The sequence below is a fragment of the Colwellia sp. MT41 genome, from assembly GCF_001444365.1.
GTDB lineage: Bacteria > Pseudomonadota > Gammaproteobacteria > Enterobacterales > Alteromonadaceae > Colwellia > Colwellia marinimaniae.
This window is the reverse complement of sequence record NZ_CP013145.1, coordinates 2,046,166-2,066,432: the sequence shown is the minus strand read 5'-3', so window position 1 is coordinate 2,066,432 and position 20,267 is coordinate 2,046,166. Positions and strand designations below refer to the sequence as shown.

22 protein-coding genes and 1 pseudogene are annotated in these 20,267 nt (G+C 37.3%); 6 read left to right on the top strand and 17 right to left on the bottom strand.

Going from position 1 to position 20,267, the window contains the following annotated elements; translation table 11 throughout:
* Window positions 1-114: 114 nt before the first annotated feature.
* Window positions 115-1,189, top strand: a pseudogene (locus CMT41_RS19525) (transposase); the annotation flags it as partial.
* 359 nt (window positions 1,190-1,548) lie between these two features.
* On the opposite strand, the gene CMT41_RS08850 reads toward CMT41_RS19525, so the two are convergent.
* Complete coding sequence (locus CMT41_RS08850; protein ID WP_335338155.1) at window positions 1,549-2,115, bottom strand: esterase/lipase family protein; 567 nt, start codon at window positions 2,113-2,115, stop codon at window positions 1,549-1,551.
* A gap of 504 nt (window positions 2,116-2,619) precedes the next feature.
* Between CMT41_RS08850 and CMT41_RS08845 the strand changes: the two genes are divergently transcribed.
* Complete coding sequence (locus CMT41_RS08845) at window positions 2,620-3,420, top strand: tRNA (adenine(22)-N(1))-methyltransferase (protein WP_232300048.1); 801 nt, start codon at window positions 2,620-2,622, stop codon at window positions 3,418-3,420.
* Window positions 3,421-3,513: 93 nt separating this feature from the next.
* On the opposite strand, the gene CMT41_RS08840 is transcribed toward CMT41_RS08845, so the two are convergent.
* Window positions 3,514-4,062, bottom strand: a complete 549-nt coding sequence (locus CMT41_RS08840) for a dienelactone hydrolase family protein (RefSeq protein WP_057180957.1) — start codon at window positions 4,060-4,062, stop codon at window positions 3,514-3,516.
* Window positions 4,063-4,619: 557 nt separating this feature from the next.
* Here CMT41_RS08840 and CMT41_RS08835 point away from each other — a divergent pair.
* A complete protein-coding gene (locus CMT41_RS08835) occupies window positions 4,620-6,029 on the top strand; it encodes a GAF domain-containing sensor histidine kinase (RefSeq protein ID WP_057180956.1) in 1,410 nt (469 codons plus the stop codon).
* Window positions 6,030-6,063: 34 nt separating this feature from the next.
* Here CMT41_RS08835 and CMT41_RS08830 read toward each other — a convergent pair whose 3' ends face one another.
* From CMT41_RS08830 to CMT41_RS08820, 3 genes are all read right to left on the bottom strand, one after another.
* On the bottom strand, window positions 6,064-7,998 hold the full coding sequence (locus CMT41_RS08830) for a putative bifunctional diguanylate cyclase/phosphodiesterase (RefSeq protein WP_232300047.1): 1,935 nt from the start codon (window positions 7,996-7,998) through the stop codon (window positions 6,064-6,066).
* Window positions 7,999-8,367: 369 nt separating this feature from the next.
* Window positions 8,368-8,637 carry a HipA domain-containing protein gene (locus CMT41_RS19520; protein ID WP_232300046.1) on the bottom strand — a complete coding sequence of 90 codons (270 nt, stop codon included), beginning with the start codon at window positions 8,635-8,637 and terminating at the stop codon, window positions 8,368-8,370.
* A 115-nt stretch (window positions 8,638-8,752) separates the two neighbouring features.
* Window positions 8,753-8,917: a helix-turn-helix domain-containing protein gene (locus CMT41_RS08820; RefSeq protein ID WP_232300045.1), complete on the bottom strand. Its 165-nt coding sequence runs from the start codon at window positions 8,915-8,917 to the stop codon at window positions 8,753-8,755.
* A gap of 212 nt (window positions 8,918-9,129) precedes the next feature.
* Between CMT41_RS08820 and CMT41_RS08815 the strand changes: the two genes are divergently transcribed.
* The gene (locus CMT41_RS08815; protein WP_058027063.1) at window positions 9,130-10,185 is read left to right on the top strand and encodes a GGDEF domain-containing protein; all 1,056 of its coding nucleotides are present in this window, start codon (window positions 9,130-9,132) and stop codon (window positions 10,183-10,185) included.
* A gap of 99 nt (window positions 10,186-10,284) precedes the next feature.
* Here CMT41_RS08815 and CMT41_RS08810 read toward each other — a convergent pair whose 3' ends face one another.
* The 10 genes from CMT41_RS08810 to CMT41_RS08765 all read right to left on the bottom strand — a co-directional run bounded on the left by CMT41_RS08810 (window position 10,285) and on the right by CMT41_RS08765 (window position 16,424).
* Entirely contained in the window at window positions 10,285-10,689 is a 405-nt protein-coding gene (locus CMT41_RS08810; protein ID WP_058027062.1) for a hypothetical protein, read from the bottom strand.
* Between the two features lie 311 nt (window positions 10,690-11,000).
* Window positions 11,001-11,291: a DUF3817 domain-containing protein gene (locus CMT41_RS08805; RefSeq protein WP_058027061.1), complete on the bottom strand. Its 291-nt coding sequence runs from the start codon at window positions 11,289-11,291 to the stop codon at window positions 11,001-11,003.
* A 268-nt stretch (window positions 11,292-11,559) separates the two neighbouring features.
* Entirely contained in the window at window positions 11,560-11,952 is a 393-nt protein-coding gene (folK, locus tag CMT41_RS08800) for a 2-amino-4-hydroxy-6-hydroxymethyldihydropteridine diphosphokinase (RefSeq protein WP_058027060.1), read from the bottom strand.
* Window positions 11,952-12,302 (bottom strand): dihydroneopterin aldolase, encoded by a 351-nt coding sequence (locus tag CMT41_RS08795; protein WP_057831360.1) that lies wholly within the window; start codon window positions 12,300-12,302, stop codon window positions 11,952-11,954. Before CMT41_RS08795 ends, folK begins: the two co-directional genes overlap by 1 nt.
* On the bottom strand, window positions 12,275-13,072 hold the full coding sequence (locus tag CMT41_RS08790; protein WP_058027059.1) for an SDR family NAD(P)-dependent oxidoreductase: 798 nt from the start codon (window positions 13,070-13,072) through the stop codon (window positions 12,275-12,277). The genes CMT41_RS08795 and CMT41_RS08790 overlap by 28 nt, the downstream gene beginning before the upstream one ends.
* Window positions 13,072-13,614, bottom strand: coding sequence for a GTP cyclohydrolase I FolE (gene folE / locus CMT41_RS08785; RefSeq protein ID WP_058027058.1), 543 nt, complete (start codon window positions 13,612-13,614; stop codon window positions 13,072-13,074). Before folE ends, CMT41_RS08790 begins: the two co-directional genes overlap by 1 nt.
* A gap of 152 nt (window positions 13,615-13,766) precedes the next feature.
* Complete coding sequence (locus CMT41_RS08780; RefSeq protein ID WP_058027057.1) at window positions 13,767-13,991, bottom strand: hypothetical protein; 225 nt, start codon at window positions 13,989-13,991, stop codon at window positions 13,767-13,769.
* 216 nt (window positions 13,992-14,207) lie between these two features.
* Window positions 14,208-14,636 (bottom strand): hypothetical protein, encoded by a 429-nt coding sequence (locus CMT41_RS08775; RefSeq protein ID WP_058027056.1) that lies wholly within the window; start codon window positions 14,634-14,636, stop codon window positions 14,208-14,210.
* A gap of 399 nt (window positions 14,637-15,035) precedes the next feature.
* Window positions 15,036-16,100 carry a branched-chain amino acid aminotransferase gene (locus CMT41_RS08770; protein ID WP_057180945.1) on the bottom strand — a complete coding sequence of 355 codons (1,065 nt, stop codon included), beginning with the start codon at window positions 16,098-16,100 and terminating at the stop codon, window positions 15,036-15,038.
* 69 nt (window positions 16,101-16,169) lie between these two features.
* On the bottom strand, window positions 16,170-16,424 hold the full coding sequence (locus CMT41_RS08765; RefSeq protein ID WP_058027055.1) for an acyl-CoA dehydrogenase family protein: 255 nt from the start codon (window positions 16,422-16,424) through the stop codon (window positions 16,170-16,172).
* Between the two features lie 504 nt (window positions 16,425-16,928).
* Here CMT41_RS08765 and CMT41_RS08760 point away from each other — a divergent pair.
* Window positions 16,929-18,125, top strand: coding sequence for an IS4 family transposase (locus CMT41_RS08760; protein WP_083494194.1), 1,197 nt, complete (start codon window positions 16,929-16,931; stop codon window positions 18,123-18,125).
* Between the two features lie 380 nt (window positions 18,126-18,505).
* On the top strand, window positions 18,506-18,628 hold the full coding sequence (locus CMT41_RS19715) for a hypothetical protein (RefSeq protein WP_257721036.1): 123 nt from the start codon (window positions 18,506-18,508) through the stop codon (window positions 18,626-18,628).
* A gap of 172 nt (window positions 18,629-18,800) precedes the next feature.
* On the opposite strand, the gene CMT41_RS08755 is transcribed toward CMT41_RS19715, so the two are convergent.
* Window positions 18,801-19,160 carry an STAS/SEC14 domain-containing protein gene (locus CMT41_RS08755; protein WP_057831365.1) on the bottom strand — a complete coding sequence of 120 codons (360 nt, stop codon included), beginning with the start codon at window positions 19,158-19,160 and terminating at the stop codon, window positions 18,801-18,803.
* A gap of 202 nt (window positions 19,161-19,362) precedes the next feature.
* Complete coding sequence (locus tag CMT41_RS08750; protein ID WP_058027054.1) at window positions 19,363-20,184, bottom strand: zinc-dependent peptidase; 822 nt, start codon at window positions 20,182-20,184, stop codon at window positions 19,363-19,365.
* Window positions 20,185-20,267: the final 83 nt, after the last annotated feature.

Genomic DNA, 20,267 nt, shown 5'->3' with positions numbered 1-20,267 from the left:
ACCAATATGGAGACGCATTAGAAAAAGTACTGCGAATTATCCCCCCGTGTCAGAATAGTTGTCACCCCTAAAATTTAAATTTTTTTAGATCGGGGAGTGGTAATCGAACAATAAATGTCTAGTTATTCAACAGAAAGAAAAGAAGCTATTTTAAGTAAATTATTACCACCTAGCAATAAGTCAGTCGCTGAAGTGGCAAGAGAAGAAGGTGTTGCTGAGCAAACCCTGTATAATTGGCGTAATCAAGCAAGAGAGCAAGAGAGCAAGGTCAGCCAGTGCCAGGTAAGAAATCAACACCAGATCAATGGTCACATGAAACGAAGTTCGCGGTTGTTGTTGTTGTTGAAACAGCCTCTTTATCAGAATCAGAATTAGGTCAGTATTGCCGAAGAAAAGGATTGTTTATTGATCAGGTAAAGCAATGGAAGCAACAATGTATTCAAGGCTTTCAGAGTAACGAACAACAAACTAAAACGATAAAGCAGCAAGCGAAAGAAGATAAAGCAGAAATGAAATCACTGAAAAAAGACCTGAGATATAAAGAAAAAGCATTGGCAGAAACCGCGGCTTTATTGGTGCTTCGAAAAAAGCTCAAGGCCTTTTACGGGGAAGAACCAGAGGACGATTAACGCCTCCCGATGAAAGGCTGACGCTCGTTACTCTCATTCAAGAAGCAATGAAAGACGGGTGAAGAATTAATGCGGCCTGTATGGAAACGGAGATCAGCTTGAGAACTTATCGTCGCTGGTCGTGTGGCAAAGAGATCACGGTAGATAAGCGATCCGAAGCTAAGCGGCCAGAGCCGAGTAATAAATTAAGCAAAGAAGAGCGGCAAACTATTTTAGCTACCTGTAATAAGCCAGAATACGCAAATTTACCGCCATCGCAAATCGTTCCTATTTTACTGGATGAGGGTATCTATCACGGCTCTGAATCGAGCTTTTACCGAGTATTAAAACAGGCTGACCAATTGCATCACCGAGGTCGTAGTCATGCACCAAAGAATGTAGGGAAACCGACGAGTTATACAGCATACAAGGCAAATGAGGTATGGTCGTGGGATATCACCTATTTGGCCTCAACCGTCAAAGGCCAGTTTTATTACCTGTATTTGTTCGAGGATATTTATAGCCGAAAAGTTGTTGGTTATGAAGTGTATGAGCAGGAGTGTGGGCGTCAGCAAAGCGCACCTTGTTGTCATTACAAGATTGATGGTTAGTACAGTTTTTTACAGAACTCCAAGTAAAAGCATCTTTGCCATTCTGGCAGACAACTAAAGATAAGAATACGGTAACGTGATTGTTTTACTTTGATCTGAAAGCTTAATTGCTAGCTAAAGCCTTTTTTGAGGTGTACTTGAGTCGTTTATGATTTTTCTATTTTCCATTGGTAATGGCGAGTGACGATAGATTTACCCGTAAGCCTTTCACTTTGAGTATCAGTTCTCCATCATAATAACCCTGTAAGCATTCGCTGGTATGCTCATTACTTCCGCTCTTCAACAAGTGCGAGGACGCGTCTACATCAATTACGTTGAAACGAAATATCCTAGTGATTAAATTCACCATGATTAAGATAATAAAGTACTTGCTTGATAACCTTATTGCTTTTCATCATAAACGGATGTGTCACTGGTAAACATATATGATCTCTCATGCCATCAAGCTTGGTATTTTCTACCGATACCTTGCCGTCATCTGGTTTTGGCAGCATTGTCGAAAGAATCAGATTTATGCTCCGAGTCCCCGCAATGATCCCCAAATCAAAATTCGCTGTGCCTAGTTTGTTTGGTACGCTGCTTGCTTCGGTGCCAAGTTGCACACCAGCTGGACCATTGAACAGTTTAAATCCTGGTACATTTCTCAGTGAATCAACAACCTGACTGCCCTTATTTGGTGGACCAAGCATTACTACACGTCCCAAATTTTTGATTACTTTGGTACTTAAATATTGTCGAACAAGAATGCCACCCATTGAGTGAGTGACAAAATGAATCCTACTTGCTTCTGGGCATTGGCATAAAGCAGTACTAATGGCATGTTCGGCTAACTTATCAACACTGTACTTTCTCGATGGATAGTTACAATTGATGGTGTGATAACCCTTTTCATTCAAAATGGAGGCAAGTTTGCTAAACGATCGGTCACTTCTTGCCAAGCCATGTAGAAGTATCACAGTTTCACTAGACTTCACTTGAGAGGAAAATAAAACTGACACAATAATAATTCCTAAAGTATATTAATCGACCATGTAACTGAGCCAGCTTCTGAGTTATAGAGTGTTGATAACTCTTAAAAACTTATCAATTTAGACAATAACGCTACACGGATGGTGTTATTTGATAATTCAGGAGAACATTTGTTCGCCCTTGATAGCATGCGCTGTTAATGGCTCAAAAGACATAATGTACCCTAAAAGATGTTTTATATTGGATATACCTAAGTACAACCCTTAAAAGGAGTATTACACGATGTTAATAAATAGTAGCAAAGCTTTTTAAATGGATAAACGTGCCCTACTCGTTATCACTGCTCAGGCTTTTAGTCTTAGTTAAATGCTTGTATGGTTAAGGGGCTTCGCTATACAATAGCGGCGTTTTTAACCATATAAGCATTGCTCTTGAAAGCCAACCCAAACTCCAACATGAAACCTAGCTTTAAACACAATTTAAAATTAAGTAATCGATTACAGAAAATTGAAAAAATGGTGACCTCACAGTACGACCATATTTGGGATTGCTGCTGTGATCATGGTTTGCTTGGCAGCGCTTTATTGTCACGACAAGCCGCCGATACTATTCATTTTGTTGATATTGTGCCAGATCTAATGGCTGAAGTAGAAAATAAGCTGCAGCGTTTTTACGCAAATAAACACTCAACTTCATCTTTAAGTTGGCGAACTCATTGTCTTGATGTGGCAAAACTTCCTTTAGCGTCATATCAAGGAGAACACCTAATTATAATTGCCGGTGTTGGCGGTGATTTAATGATCAAGTTTATTGAGGCTATTTATCAAGAACACAAAAACTTAACTATTGATTTTTTACTGTGTCCCGTTCATCACCTATATCCATTACGTAGTAAATTAATCGAATTAGATTTCAGTTTGAAAGACGAGATGTTAGTGGCAGATAACCGACGTTTCTATGAAATACTGCTAGTTTCATCGGCAAGTGCAGCAGATAGTAAAGTAAATAAAAAAGTTAGTCCGGTTGGCGATAAAATTTGGCAGTCACAATTAACGACAGACTTAACTACCGACTTAGCTTTATCCTCGGACGAACACTCAATAAAACACCCACAAGCCGATATAGCTGATAAATACTTGCAGAAAACCCTGAATCATTACCAACGTATACAGCAAGGAAAGACCAACGACGTGCAACATATCATTGACGCTTATCGTGCTGTAACTTTGTAAAATTGCTTCGGTCGTTTTTTATTGGAAACTTTATGGAAATGCTCGTAACCTACTGAAAAGGCGAAGGGATACAGACAATATAACAGCAGCTGGTTAGCTGGAAGTTGCACACAAAAGTTCTATATGTTCCGTATACCCATGCTCACTATAATTACTTGAATGGTAATTCATAAAACCATGTAAGTATTTAACGATTTCACTTTTTACATGTTTTTTTGTTGAAAGGCTAGCTTGTAATTCTACAACATCAAAATGAGCTTCACTTGCCGGAAAAAACAAATTTATTTTAAAGCGTGGTTCAATTTTGGTGTAATTTCTTATTTGTGAACCGTAGTAGCAAAAAGCTTGGTTAATAAAATTATGATCCTTAATTTCAGACAGCCGCCAAACAACTGCCGCACCAACACTAAAAGCTATTAGAGTTACGGGAGGTTCAATTGACTCTATTGCCTTTAATAAAATAGCAAGGTAGTTATCAAGTCCAACATTTTTAACAAAATATGAGTAGGCATCACCTTCATTATGAAAGCTCATATTTTTACTTTCGTAGGGATCAATAATGGTGGACGCTGCTAGCTTTTTAGCTATTTCTAACAAAGCGGGAGTTACACCAAAAATATCTGCAACTATAATTATACTCATAAAAATTTTTCAGCCAAGGCCTCACTAAGAGACAAATAATAATTGTTAATGCAAAAATAGTAACAGCAAGTATGCTAAATAAGTACGTCTCTATTTTAAAAAATTATGTGCTACCAGTTAACAGTAACGTTTGAGCCTTTTGTTCATTCAAGCCTTAGCTATACCTGTAGTAGAACCTATAAGCAAAGTGATTTTTATTCATGCCTCTGTAGTTTACTCAGGAATCATTTGTAAACGTCATCTTCGAAGTCTCTGATCGAAGATCCATTGCTATTTAGATTCTGGGTTCAGGACAATAAGCTCCATGCATTGACTAATAAGTGCCATCAATGGCATGTCCGATTAAAACACCACGGAGATGACAATCCTGAGCCAAGTGCATAGGCATGTTTTTTTTAATATCGAACCTATTTAGGGCTTAAATATTTAATTAGCTATAAAATTGTCACTAAAAAGGGGTTTTAACTGCCCTACTGATAATACTTTACAATAAATTTGCTATATACAGGTAATCGATATTTAATTAAATTAGTGAAGCTTTAAAATAGTTGTTGCATATGGATAACGCAAAAGTGGATTTCAATTACTGGAAGTTGGCCAGCGAGCTTGAAGCTGGGCGTAATAGGGTTTTGCGCATGGTTGCTAGTAATGAACAGTTATCGTTAATTCTTAAGACCCTTTGTGAAAAAGCACAAATTTATGATCCTCAAATGTTATGTTCTGTTCTGCGTTTAGACCCTGATAAAAACACCCTTCATCCTATTGCCTCAATTTCTTTACCTGACTCTTATTGCCAAGCATTAGACGGCGTTGCTATCGGTGCTGGCGTTGGTTCTTGTGGTACGGCAGCATTTATTAAAAAACGCGTGATTGTTGAAGATATTAATACTCATCCCTACTGGGCTCAGTATAAAAGTTTAGCGTTAGATGCTGGTCTACAAGCTTGTTGGTCTGAACCTATTATTGGCGCTGATGGTATTGTTTTTGGCACTTTTGCTATTTATCATCGCGAGCCGCAAAAGCCTACCGAAGATAACCTAAAATTTATTGAACTGAGTGCGAATTTAGCCGCTGTTGTTTTTGAAAACAATTCCAATAGAGAAAAATTGTTACATGCCAATAACTTATTAAATAAAACGATAAATGAAAGGAATTTAGAACTTGAAAAGGTCAATACCGAGCTTGGTAAAGTGATTGAGCAGCAAAACATAAAGTACCGTTTAGATATTACCACGGAGAAAATGTTAACCACCAGTAGTTTAATTTCGGGATTTTCTCATGAAATTAGTACACCAGCGGGCAATGCCCTTACGGCAATGACTGCTGCTGAAGATAAACTTATCGTCTTGAATGAAAAATTATCTAGCGGGAATTTAACCCGTAAATTTTTTATTAAAAATAACGCCGAACTAATCAATTTAGTGACCATTAGCAAAAAAAGCTTATTAAAAGTAAGCGATTTATTACAACGATTTAACGAGGTTAATACCTGGACAAATATTGACAGCACATCACTCTTTGCCATTAAAGACTTTTTCGTCGAAGTTAGAAAGGCGATGAGACGTTTATTAGGTTCGCATCAACTGGTCATTCAAAGTGAGAACTTAAACCTGGTAGCAAATAAAGAAATATTGTGGCAAATATTCTTTAATCTTATCGAAAATTCCATAATACATGGTTTTGAAAATATCACTGAAGGGACTATCCATATTAATATTGTTGCTGATGAGGATGAATTGATTATAAATTACCAAGATAGTGGTTGTGGTATTTCAGTAGAAAAAACCTCTAAAATATTTGAGCCCTTTTATACCTCAATGCGAAGTAAAAAAAGTTTAGGCTTAGGCCTTTGTATTATCAGTAATTTGATTAATCACAATCTTCAGGGGCGCATTAGGCTAATAGATTCGCCTATTGGGGTTAGGTTCGAAATCATTTTGCCTAATTATATCGACCTTAGTAGTTGATTATTTTCTAATAAATTACCGCTATTATTTGGCTCTAAGCTTCATTAATTTGTGGCGGCCAGCGGCTTGTTCCTGTTTGTGCCATATGATTTATCCCCTGTTCAAAAATTTTCTCTCCGACATAGTTAGAACGTTGCGGCCTACTAATTAGGTAACCTTGAATATGTTTCACGCCTAAAGTTTTTAATAGCTCTAGTTGCTCTTTATTTTCAATACCTTCAGCAACCACTTTTAATTCAAGCTTTAAAGCCATATCGACAATCGAGTGTAATATTTTCTTGTATTTAATATTATGTATCGCTTCGGCAACAAACAGCTTATCAATTTTTAATACATCTACAGGTAAATGAGCTAAGACAGATAATGAACTAAAACCAGTGCCAAAATCATCGATAGCAATCATCACGCCATCGGCTCGCAGTTTTTCTAGTTCATTAAACAATTCATCTGATGCTTCAATAAAACAACTTTCGGTTATTTCTAACATTAATGAATGTGGCGGTAAGCCCGATTTAGCAAGACTTTTGATAATCCAATCATACAAAGATTTATGTTTTAGTTGAATAGGTGATACGTTAACTGAAATTCGTACCTTTTTCATTCCTGCGTTATACCAAGCCGCCATTTGACGACAAGCTTCATCAAGGATCCAATCACCTAAATCAAGTATTAAATTAGAGTCTTCTGCAATGGGAATAAACTCATCGGGTGCAATAGTGCCTTCAACGGGATGCTGCCAACGTACTAAAGCTTCAAAATAACTAATACCAAAATCATCAATATCAATGACTGGCTGATAGGTTAAAAAGAAATTAGTTGAGTCGATTGCCTGACGCATTTCATCAAGCAAATAATGATAACGGCGTAATTTAGCACCCATTTCAGCGGAGTAAATACGGTAAACACCACGACCTTCCGTTTTAGCGCGGTACATAGCAACATCGGCCATTTGTATTAAAGCGTAAGGGGTGGCAGCACTATCAGGGTATATAGCAATACCGATACTGGCACTAATTTTTATGGTTTTATTACCTAAAATAAAATCTCTTTCTAATTCTTGCAGTATATCAATTGCTACACTGATAGCGTGCTCAGGGTCCTCTAAATCTTTAATAAATAAGGTAAATTCATCGCCACCTAAACGCGATAAATTGTATTCAAGGGCATTGTCATCTTGCTTAAAGCTAAGGTTTTTTCGACGTACTATTGACCTTAATCGTTCGGCTACTTGGATTAATACCTCGTCGCCAAAGGAGTGGCCGTATGAGTCATTTACCGACTTAAAACCATCAAGGTCAATAAAGAGTAAACCACTCTTTGTTCCTGTTTCATTGGTTAGTATTAGCTGCTTATTTATATGATCCAAAAAATGATATCGGTCAACAAGCTTAGTGAGCTTGTCACAGAAACTATGTTGCTCTGCCTTAATCTGGTATTCATTGCTAATTTGTTGTAAAAAGTCTAAAGAATGATTTAAAGCATTTAGATCCGCTGCACTTTGATGGCTATCGCTAGTTAAATTATAGCTGTTAATGATACGGTCAACTTTACGACAAAGCGGTGCTATTTCTTTACTCACCTTGTTACGGTAATACCAGGCATTAATCACCACAGTGGTCAGTGCGATAATAAATAATGCGGCAAAAGGGATAGCCATATCAATGAATGAGGCTAATATATGCTCTTCAAATGAGTGTATGTTAACTTGAGTGTGCTGTTGCCCTGAGATAATAAAAATTTCATCTTGGTATAAGTAGCTTTGCGGATTTAACAGTACTGTTGTTATTAACTTGTCAAGATTACCCAGGGTAACCAACTCAGCTTTATCAACCGTTATAAAGCCATTTTGATTCACTACGTTAGCACTATTTTTTGCCATGGAAGCAAGTAATAAAATATAGGTTAATAACAAAAACACTGACATGAAAAGTGCATTTGCCTTCCAAGTACCCGTTTTAATATTCGCCATGACTGTATCCTATAATAAATAAAATAAACTACATCCAATCATTATTTAATGTAAAACCATTAAACAACAATATAATGTAAAAAAAAAGATCTTTTTACTTTTGCTACAGCCATACTATTATTTCTATTGGAGTGGTTTTCTGATAAATTCGCACAATTGCTACAAGAAAATCCTCAGATTTTGGCTTACTTCTTTTATCAGTGAGTCTGGTACTGCTTGCTCCCAGGCGTATTTATTCCAGTATGAGACCACTTCGATGGTCTGGTTTAACACCTCATCTATCTTTCGTTTGCTAAATATTGGCCTCAGTTTTTCAAAGCTGTATAAATAATCTCTAGTGAAGTTATCTTGTTTTCCGTTTAGTGTCATCTAATGTTTACTTACCCAATGACTATCGGGTTTGTAGCTATAGGCTAAATCGTAAGCTGGGGCTAATTGCCATTTATTTTCTTTATCTAATATAAAAGCAAAGTTCTTCGCATGATCATCGTGATTTCGAGCGATGACATTAAAGACCATGCGTTTAAATAGCTGCATGGCATCGTTTGGACTCAGCAGCAATTTTCTTGCTGTGTTAAATAGCTCAGCATATGAGTATGAGCTTATCTGCTTGTAGCTTATATGCTCAAGACCGTTCAATGTTTGTATATGTATCTTGTCATTGCCGTGGCGATCAAACCTCTCGTGATAAAATGTCTGCGTTTTCCTTCATTGAGTAAATGGCATGGCATCATATCAATACCACATTCTTTAGCTAATAAATGGTAGGTATATTCCATCGCGCCATAACCCATAGAAGAGATAAACCGGCTTTTTGAGCTAATGCTTTTTGGGTGAGGTTGGCATTGAGTCGAGCGATTTTAATTCGTTCGCCCAGTGCACCCGCAATGGCATACGCTGTTAATTGGTAAAAAGACATAATGTACCCTAAAAGATGTTTTATGGGTGATATACCTAAATACAACCCTTAAAATATTTCTTAGGATAGTACTTAAAAACAACCTAAGCACCGTACTTAACCAACAGCCACTCAAATTTGTCACTAGCAAAATACGATAATTGTACTTTATATAGGCTAACATGGTAAATTGAGGCTCTCATCGGTTTAACTCACTAGAAAGATTGACTTTATTGAATACACTACCTGAAATAGATGACCTTAAAAGCAAAAATGTCACTCAACCGCATGTTGTTGCCATCTTTGCTTTAGTGGGTATGTGCATTACAGCGGTCATGGCTATTATTGCGTTTTATAACAATAATAACCTACTAGCCGCCGTTTTAATGATGGCTAGCTTTATTTACTTTATCGGCTATTACGTTTACAAAAAGTTCCAAAACACCGCATTAAGTTCAGTAATAATTCTTTATTCTCTGTATTTATTAATGTTTTATCTTGTCTATACTGGCGGTGTTGGCAACTCTGGGCCTTTATGGATTTTTATGGTGGCACCGGTGTCATTATTTATTCATGGCTTCAAACGAGGTCTATTTGATATTTTCATATTCATCACTATTGTCGGTGTCATTATGTTTATGCCGACAGACATTATCGCTCATCCTACATACAACACAGAATTTAAATTACGTTTAATCTACTCTTTTTTAACGGTAACCTTTCTATCCGCTTTATATGAATATTCACGCCAGCAGTCTTTTAAACGCATTTTAGAGTTGACTAAAGAATACCAAAAACTCGCGTACTTTGACCCCCTAACACATTTATCTAATCGGCGTGATGCGCTGAGAATTTTAAAACGTGAGCAAGCCAGAATGTTACGTACTAAAGAGCCATTGTCAGTTGCATTATGTGACATTGATCATTTTAAGAAAGTTAATGACAACTACGGCCACAATGCGGGTGACGCTGTTTTAGTAGAGCTGGCAAACATATTCTCCGATAGTATAAGAAAACAAGATTGTGTTGCTCGTTGGGGAGGTGAAGAATTTTTATTTATTTTTCCACAAACATCCGCAAAAAATGCCTATATCATTACAGAAAAAATTAAGCAGAAGATGCAAGATCATTTGATTCATTATCAGGGTCAAAAAATCAAAGTGACTTTTAGTATGGGCATTGAAGAACTTCATAGTAATCAAAGTATTGATGAGGCTATCAACAGTGCTGACAAATATCTCTATCAAGCGAAAAGCTCAGGAAGAAACCAAATATATCCTAAGTTTTAATTTAACTATTTATTAATGAACAAAATTTAGTGCCCGTTCCTTCATGGTGCCCCCTCCCTCTAGTCAGTTAACGGTTAGAGCGAAGTTAAAGTCACAGCACTATTGTAGGTGTATTAAACCGGTTGCAATATTTTCAAAACCATGGCAAATATATTCTTGGTTTGGCCGTTTCTTCTTGGCTATCTTGTGAAAATGCTCATAGCCCACTGAAAAGGCAAAGGGATTGGCGTTGTAATCGGCATAAGCCTGATCGCTGCCGTTCTTAGCCTCTCTAATACCAGCAGCGAAAGAGCTTAAGAAATCATCACGGTTGTTGATCAAAATGGTTATGTCACCACTGCCGTCATCAACAAGCTCTAGTGCACCCAATTCAATGTACTTATCAACTACGACAGGATTGAAAGCACCACGGTATTGTTCAGTTTCCATATCATATGAAACGGGAGAATCATCTGTTGCTTCCATAAATGAGACAAATAACTCTCTTACTTTCTTTGAAATCACGTACTATTCCTTACTTAACCCATCTTCAGGGAATTAATCAACTTAGGCTATTTTATATTAAAACTCGGACGTATAGGACTTTTACTACTCGGTTAAACATAAAGACTTGCCAACATCGACAACAGGTTTACTTGCCTTATTAACCATCAAACTCATAAGAATAACTATAGGTGAATACAAATCTGTGGCCAAATAAACTATGCTACTGCACAGTTTATTATGTCGGCACCATAACTGGCTTAAATTTCACCATAAAAAAAGCCCTTAAAGGGCTTTTAAAATGTCAACTAGTGAAGCATTCATCTTCGGCGCTATGCCTCAGCTGTTTTTTTGTAGTTCAATAGTCTACTTAGGAATATTTCTACGCCAATAAAAGCAAAAGGAACAATTGAGGCAATAAATAACGACAAGCAAATGCCAAATGACCACTGTTGCTTCTTAGCAACTATCAAAGATAAGAAGAGGTAAAGCATGAATAACAAACCGTGGATCATACCTAATTGAGAAACATAATCTCGGCTGACGAAACCAAAGGTAATGCTTAATAGAATTAAGAAAGATAAGCCTTCTAACATACTGATGACACGAAAATACTTGAGCATTATTATTACCGGTAAAACAAAAGCGCATTATCCTGTCCTATGAGGATGGCGTCAAATTTATAAGCAGAGCTAACCGCATGAGCTACAATTTATTACATATAGCGGCTCAACATAACCCTAGGCAGTTTAACTGTAAGCCTTTACTTATATGCTATAAAGGCATAAAGGTATAAAGGCATAAAGGTATAAAGGTATAAAGGGCTACAATATCGTCTGCCAGCACAGCGTTTTAAATTGTCCTTTATGCATAACAGTGCCATTGCAGAAATTAGTTACTTTTTCTTGCCTGTTTATCTACCAGTTCGTCCACTGATTTTTTAACAAAATCGTATTGATGGTAATCGTCATCTACAATGTCGTGGTCTATTTTTACTATGTCTAAGTCAATGGTACGCGGGCCATTTTTATTGTTGCTCCGTACTCGCCCCAATTGTGCTTCTATGGCTTTTAAATGGTTTTTCATCTCAGTAACATTGAGCGAACAATAAAATGAAAAGGCAGTATTAATAAAGTCTGCCTGTTCGGTAAAACCTACAGCTTTGGTACGTAGTAATGTGGCTATATTTACCTGTGAGTCGATTTTTTTAATCTGCTCAAACGCTTGTTGAATATGTTTTTCAGCTTCAATATTTGAGCCAACCCCGACAATATAAAATGGCATTAGGCAAAACGTTCCGCCGTAACAGAGACACTTTTTGCGTAGCGTAAGGCTCCTGGCTTAGCAATTTTTATCTTGGCGTGTAAGGCGCCATCAAACGATAGAATCAACTCTAAGAGTATGCCCAGTAACCGCTCAATAGTGTTATAACTGGAATTCAACACTACCGATAAAATCTCTTTATTGACCGTGCGATAATTAACACAATCCGCTATATCATCAGACATCATCGCCTTAGATATGTCGGTATCAATCCAGTAATCAATGATGAGTTTTTGTTTATTCTCACGTTCTTCATCGGTAATGCCGAGAATGGCATAAATTTCTAGTTTTTCAACATATATGGTGGACATTGTAAGTGACTCCCTCCGTCTATTTGCAGTGTTTGTCCCGTAATAGAATGATTTATTGATAAAAATTCAATGGCTGAAAATAAATCAGCTAACGGCACTTTTCGTTGTAAAATATTGATGTCTTTGGTCGCCAATTGAGCACTACTTTTGCTACTCAACGGACTACTAATCTGGGTACTTACCTCGGTATCAGCAACTGTGGCCTCTAAGACAAACCCCGGTGCTATGGCATTAACCCGCACATTAGGCGCACATTCTATTGCCGCCAATTCAGTTAAGGTTTCTTGAGCTTTTTTTGAAATGAAATAGGCCGCTTTACTGGTGTAAAGGTGTGACAAATTGGCATCGGAAATATTAATAATTTGGCACGGCTTGTTTTGTTTTATAGCCTGTTTTACCAAGGCCTGAATTAATAACCAGGGACTGGTAAGGTGAATATTAAGATTACTTTGAATTTGCGCTAAAGACGAAGTAAGTAATGAGCCTTGTTCAAACACTGAAGCATTATTTATCAATAGTTCAATATGAGGCACCTGCTTAAGAAGTTCCTCAAAGCGTTGTTCAATGGTCGCCGGCTCATTTAAATTGGCCTGCCATAAGAATACCTCAATATTAAAAGCTTCTAATTGCGTTTTTAACGCTAATGCTGCGGTTTCAGCTTGATGATAATGCAGGACAATATTCTTGCCACTTTTGGCAAACTCTTGATTGAGAAACGCACCGATACGCTTTGCCCCGCCGGTGACTAATACCCAAGGTTTACTGTTCATCAATCTCTAATCAACGTTAAAAATTCAGCGCGAGTGTCTTTGCATTTCAAAAATGAACCGAGCATACAGGAGGTTTTCATTTCGGAGTTTTGTTTTTCAACACCACGCATACGCATACATAAATGAGAAGCAGACATGACCACACCAACCCCCTTAGCATCAGTAACCGCCATAATCGCGTGGGCAATTTCCTGGGTTAAATTTTCCTGAATTTGCAAACGACGGGCGTACATATCAACAATACGTGCTATTTTAGATAGTCCTAATACTTTACCGTTGGGGATATAGCCAATGTGACAGCGACCGGTAAAAGGTAACATATGGTGTTCACATAACGAATATAATTCAATGTTATTAACAACGACCATAGAATCACAATCTGAGTTGAATAAAGCACCGTTAATCACGGAGTTTAAATCTTGCTCATAGCCTTGTGTTAGAAATTTCAACGCTTTTGCGGCGCGTTTAGGTGTGTCTAACAAACCTTCACGTTGTGGGTCTTCACCTATTTGTTCAATAATCGATTTAAATTCTTGTTCCACTTTTTAAATACCTGTTTAATTTGTTAACTTAATAGGGCATGTTTACACATGCTATTTGTACACATCGTTGGATCACAGCTCTATACCCACGTTCATGGGCAACCTTAGTTAGTAATATAGAGCAATAAAAAACGTCTTGTATATACAAATCATTAGAAATTAGCACTCGCCCAGTGACTTAACTCTTTAATGGGGTTGGGAAAACCAAGAGTATAGACAAAGCGATTTTCTGTATCATCAAAAATACTATTCCCTACACCAAGCAAAACGAAACCATCAACTAATAGTGCACTTGCATCTTTGGCACATTCCGTTTCAATAATCTTGGTAACTTGATGAAGTATTTCTTGTGAACTAGTAATATCAGCGTTGTTCATGATAACCCCTAAACTTATAACCGTTCTTATGTAAACGGTTTAGTCATTCCATCTACTTATTAACTTACCCTAAAGCCCTTAAATTTCAAGTTCTTATTTTAACTATATTGAACTGTTTAACCTGAGGATTGAATATTAGTGATAATACTTAATAATTTAACTACTTATTTCCCTTGAATGATATTGCTAGATTACCAAACAACCCGCATAGCTAAGTTAGTTAATGAGTAAAATCATCAAAAGATACAGGGAAATTAATAAAATTAATGAGATTAAACAGCGTCTGCGATAATCCATTCCCACAGGGTTAAGTAAACTAGGAAACAATAAAAAGTTTAGCGGATTAAAGAGGGTTTTAAAATTAAGCATTGCAACATCAGGCTTGCGTCCACGGTAGATCATTTTAGAAAAAAAGAATATAAAGCGAAATAATAACACCGGGAAAGCGATGAATATAAACAAGGTTAATGATAGTTCAAATGACATTGTCAGCTGAGCCATTGAAAAGTTCACACCATTATTCCAAGCATCTTCTAGACTGGCAGAGAACCAAATGTGCATGAAGATTGTCACTAACATAGAAAAGACGATAAACAGCAAAGAGTATCGAAATAATCGCGGCCAATTAATAATAATCTGCTGCATATATGCCCTTTAAATTTATGTATAGCGCATGTTAACCATCAATCTTACTATTTTATTACGACTTATATAGCGTTGCCTATTTATTATAGGATAAATTGCATGTCGTGGCAGTGGTGCTTCATCAAGTATAATCCTGCGCAATAAAGGTTATTTAACCTCAATTACCGCCAGTGTCTTGCTGCTTAGTTATTTTAACTGTAAAAATAAACCAACAGATTTCAACCAGCATTGATGATTTAATTGATAACACAAACAGAAAATTTTACTTTAGATGTTCGATATTGCTCATTCAGAGCAAAGCCAGCTACCAATCAAATTTGAATGTTGAAGTGAAATAACTGGCTTTTCTTTTACTTAGATGTTCTTTAATTTTGTCTGTTGTAGGGCCTTGCTAATAACTTAAAGAGACTCTATCCAACCAAACTTGTCTTCACGGGTACCATATTGAATACCCGTTAATTCATCATAAAGAGCCTTAGCCACTGGACCGGTTTGATTATCATTAATAACAAAATCTTCGCCTTTAAAGCCCAACTTACCTACGGGAGAAATTACCGCTGCGGTGCCACAACCAAAAACTTCAGTTATTTTACCACTTTTAATATCTTGTAAAACTGTTTCAATATCTAAATACATCTCAGTTATCTCATAACCCAGTGTTGGTGCAATTTTTAGAATAGAATCACGGGTTATACCGGGTAAAATACTGCCACTTAGCTCTGGTGTATAAATATGCTTACCTTCGTAAACGAAACAGATATTCATTGCGCCTACTTCTTCAATATATTTACCTTCAATCGCATCAAGCCATAAAACTTGCGAATAGCCCTGCTTTTTAACTTCTTCAGAGGCATAAAGACTGGCAGCATAATTGCCGCCGGTTTTTGCTTCACCGACGCCACCCTTAACGGCTCTTCTAAGTTCGTCAGCAACATAAACAGAAATAGGTGTTAAGCCACCGGAAAAATAACTACCTGCAGGACCGGTAATGATAAAGTGGCAATAACTAGTGCTTGCGCCTAAACCGAGTTTAGCCGTGGTCGCAATCATTGTGGGTCGTATATATAATGACGCGCCTTGTTCATTGGGCACCCAAGCTTGGTCTAACTGCACCAAAGATTTTATTGCGTCAAGATGAAGCGCTTCATCAACTTTAGGCATTACCATACGCTCAGCAGAGCGATTAAAGCGCTTAATATTGTCTAGTGGACGGAACAAGTTTATACCGCCATCAGGTTTACGATAGGCTTTCAGCCCTTCAAATATTTCCTGACTATAATGAAAAACCGCAGCGGATGGGTCCAATGTTAAAGCGTGATAAGGGCTGATAAGCGCATCATGCCAGCCTTTGCCTTCATCAAATTCTTGGGTGAACATGTGATCAGAAAATGTTGCGCCAAAACTGTATTCTTTTGGACAAGAATTACGCTGCGCCGGTGCCAGTGCTTTTATTTCTATAGACATAGTTTTTCCTTTACGGTATCCGTTTTTAGTATTTTAATTTTGGATGGTTAACGTTTAGATTATTTAAGCTTAAATGTTTCTGACGAGGATTACTCGCTGAATCTCACTCATGCTTTCATATATTGTGGTGATTCTAACATCACGTGCTAGTTGTGCTAAAGCATATTCTTTAATATATCTAGTACCACCGTATAACTGTAATGCGATATAACAGCCACCATCAGCTATTTTATGAGGAAAATAACAATAACTTGTCAGAAAAAATCCTTTTAGACGTTTTTGAGTAAAAAATAAGTCAATCTCGCACACATGCTGCTGACTCATTTACCAAGGCGCCTATTCTTTGCTTGTTTTTACTCATTGATAATACAAAAACCATTACCAAAAGGATCCACACAATGAGCAATAGAGTCCCAATATCCGCTTGTTATAAGTCTGCAACGTCAATGCTCACTAATAGCTTTATCATTATAATTTTCCTTAATAATTGTTTTTATGCATAATAACGAGGATTACTGTATATACGTGGCTCTGTTGTTGTTTAGTGTGGGCGAGTAAACAAGCGAGACGCATAAACCCATCCATGGCTGACGAATCCCCATAACTTTTTAATCTTAGTTGGGTTTAATTCCCCAGCGCTTACGGTGAAAAAAGATGAGATAAACTAACTAAAGATACCCTCTCTTTTCGCAGAAAATTTCGCCTAAGCGAAACCCTTGGGCCGGGAGACTCATTAAAAAAAGCATAAAAATAGTTAAATAAGGTTAGGTGTACCCATGAATATCGGCGATCATTAAATTCTCTAAAACCCAATTGACGTCAATATTCATGAATACATCCACTATGTTACACACCTTTTTCAAAATGTCTTCTTTTAATGCTATTAATGATAAACGGAGGATCAAAGCTGTTTTAGATTGTACTGACTCACTTGCAATGGATGAAACGCTTACCCTTACAGGTTTAGGCAGAGGTATCATCAATACTAAAGCAAAAGTTAAAAACTCCATTAAACGTGTCTGTCGGCTATTAGGCAATGAAAATTTACACCAAGAGCGGATAGGTGTTTATGCTGCGATTGCTAAAGTCAGCCTCAAGAATATCAAATATCCTTTGATTATTATTGATTGGTCACCTGTAAATAGGCTAGATAAACAAATATTGCGCGCGGTGATCCCTATAGGGGGCAGAGCATTTACTCTTTATGAAGAAGTTTATCCAGAAAAACAACTTGGCACGGTTACCGCTCATAAAGATTTTTTGAATAAATTAGCGTTAGTTCTTCCTAAAAATATAACCCCAATAATTTCAACCGATGCTGGTTATAGGGTTCCGTGGTTTAAAGAAGTAGAAGCACAAGGATGGTTTTGGCTTGGCCGTTTACGAGGTAGAGTGAGTCTTCAAGTTGAAGAGCAATGGCAGAGTGTTTATGAATTATTTTCACAAGTAAAAGTCAATGAAAAAAAGCACTTAGGGACATGTCTGTTGGGAAAAACGCAAAAGCACACTTGCACAGCCGTCCTTTATAAAAAAGCCTCCAAAGGAAGGAGTACGAAAACATTAGACGGTAAAAAAAGTAGAAGAAGCGTAAGCTTAGAGTATGCTAAAGGCGGTAGAGAGCCTTGGTTGTTAGTGAGCAACATGCCTGAATTAGAGTGGCCTGCAGAGCGGATTGTCAACTTATACAATCAACGAATGCAGATAGAAGAAGGCTTTAGAGATACAAAAAATGAACGTTACGGCCTAGCACTAAATTTTTGCCGAAGTTCAAGTTTAGAACGAGTAAATATTTTACTCATGATAGCAATGCTTACCCAATTTTCATTGATATTGGTAGGAAAAATGGCTTACATAAAAGGCTACTATAAAGACTTCCAAGCTAACACGGTTAAATCTAGACGAGTACTATCTTATTTTCGATTGGGAAAGGAGTTAATCAGACGAGAACAATATCAGTTTAATGTTGCTGACATTGCTCTAGCACTAGGAGGGTTAAAGGCATGCGCGGATGCACAATTCAGATAAAGAAATGGGGATCCCTCAGCATCCATGGGGCTCTGCACAAGCATCAGGACAATATGCTCCATGCATTGTCTTATAAGGTACGTCCTTTACCGTTATGCTTGTGACGCTCGCTTTTATCACACCACCAACACTCACTGTAAAATCAATAGCTTACTATATTAGCAACACCTAACTACAAAATGCTAGTTGGCTTACTCACCTACTTGATGCGGAGAGTTACGCTAAAATTGGGCCAAAGTGGTCTGCCTATACCGGAGCGGCTGGTACAATTCATGCCTTACATATTTTAAAAATTTACGGTTATCAAGTAACTGATTTAACACATTTATTAAAAAGCGTGCATCTGTCATTTTTACAAAATCCAGACGTAACAGAGGTGTATGGCAACTACACTAGCGCTGCCTTTTCATGAAATAACCTCAGGTCAAAGTGGCATGATGCATGCGGCTTTAGCTTTGTATCGAAAAACCGGTAACAACTGCTGGATACGCCGCTATCGTTGATCATATGAGGGAGATAAGCTTTATCACTGTCTGCTATCTGCGCCGCTCTGTGTTCACCGATTATGCTCGTGCAAGCGCTTAAAGCCAAAAGCCTTATTCAGTGATTATTGCTAGTAATACTAAGCTCTTATGAGGACAAAAAACTGCTTTCATATACCGGTAATAAAGCCCTTTACGTCAACCAAGCAAGCGCTTCATCACGATTACCGAACACTTCAATGTTTAATGTTTTAGAACTTGGAATGGTTGCTGAAAAATCAGCACTCATCTTGGCCATTCTATTTGGCGCAAATACGGCAATTTTATCTATAGCAGCTAAGGATCCAAATTTTATTAGTGCATCAAGTTGGCTTGAATAGGAATGGCTTTTGTTAATGAGTAATGAAAATGACTGACTAAAAAGTGACAATAAGCAATGATGAATTTCAGCTACCATGGTCATATTAATATCAACGCCACTATCAACGGTGATTTCAGCAAGGTCATCGCGCAGAACACAAATTCTGGCAAATGAGATTTGGATTATATCCATATAATAATTTTATTCCTGAACCCTAGACTTATTGCCCTCAATAAATCTAGGTATAGCTAAGTGTACTGATAACATTAAAGTTATAATGTATATAGTATAACTTTAATGTTATTTTTTTTATAGCATAAGCGTCAATAAATAGGACAAATACCCTATTATTAACAAGTTATTAACAAGTTATTGATAAGTGATTAACAGGTGATTACCAATGAATAGGATCAACTTTGTAATAATTTGTTAATTGGCGATACAGCTCAGGATGTTCTTGAGAGAACTGTTTAGATTTTTCAAAAAACACTTCACTGACTACGGCAAAAAACTCTGCTGGCTCGGTCGCGCCATAATAGTCAAATATTGATGGCGTGCCCGAGGCCGCTTGCCTTTTAAGAATTTCAAATTGTTGTGAAAATATTTTAGACCAGCATTGATAACTTTGTCCTTTTCCTAAAATAGGCGCGCCATTAGCCTTACCATTCTCCTGATCCAGTTGATGGGCGAATTCATGAATAACCACATTGTGACCATCATTAGGTAATTCTGCGCCGTGTACGCTGTCTTGCCACGATAATACTATCTTGCCAAAGTCCCAAGACTCTCCTGATAAGGCAACTCTTTTGGTGTATATAGTCCCATCAGGGTTTAGTTGGCTCTGCTCTTTAATAAACGCACTTGGGTACACTAAAATGGTTTTTAATTTTGGGTAATAATCGGTTTTTCTATTGAGCAGCAATAAACAGGCTTGCGCCGCTATGGTAATTTTAATTTCATCGGTAATTTTAACGCCATTACAGCCAATGAAGGTTTTTTCTGCAATAAAAACTTGTATATGTTGCTTTAGCTGCAGCTGTAAATCCGTTGTCATTTGCCTAAAATAAGGCATTCTTTGCTGGATTATTTTACGCCATTGTTTTTTAAAAGGTAAGCTTCTGAGCTGATCGCGCTTATATTCACGCCAATACGGTTTTGCCATTAAATAACCAATGATGGCCACAGCAATGATCAAGGGTAACAAAGTAGCGAACATAAACATCCTTACAGAGTGAACATGAATAATAACTTGGTACGCTTTGGGGGAATTTCAAGGCTTAAGGTTTTAAAATGATAGGG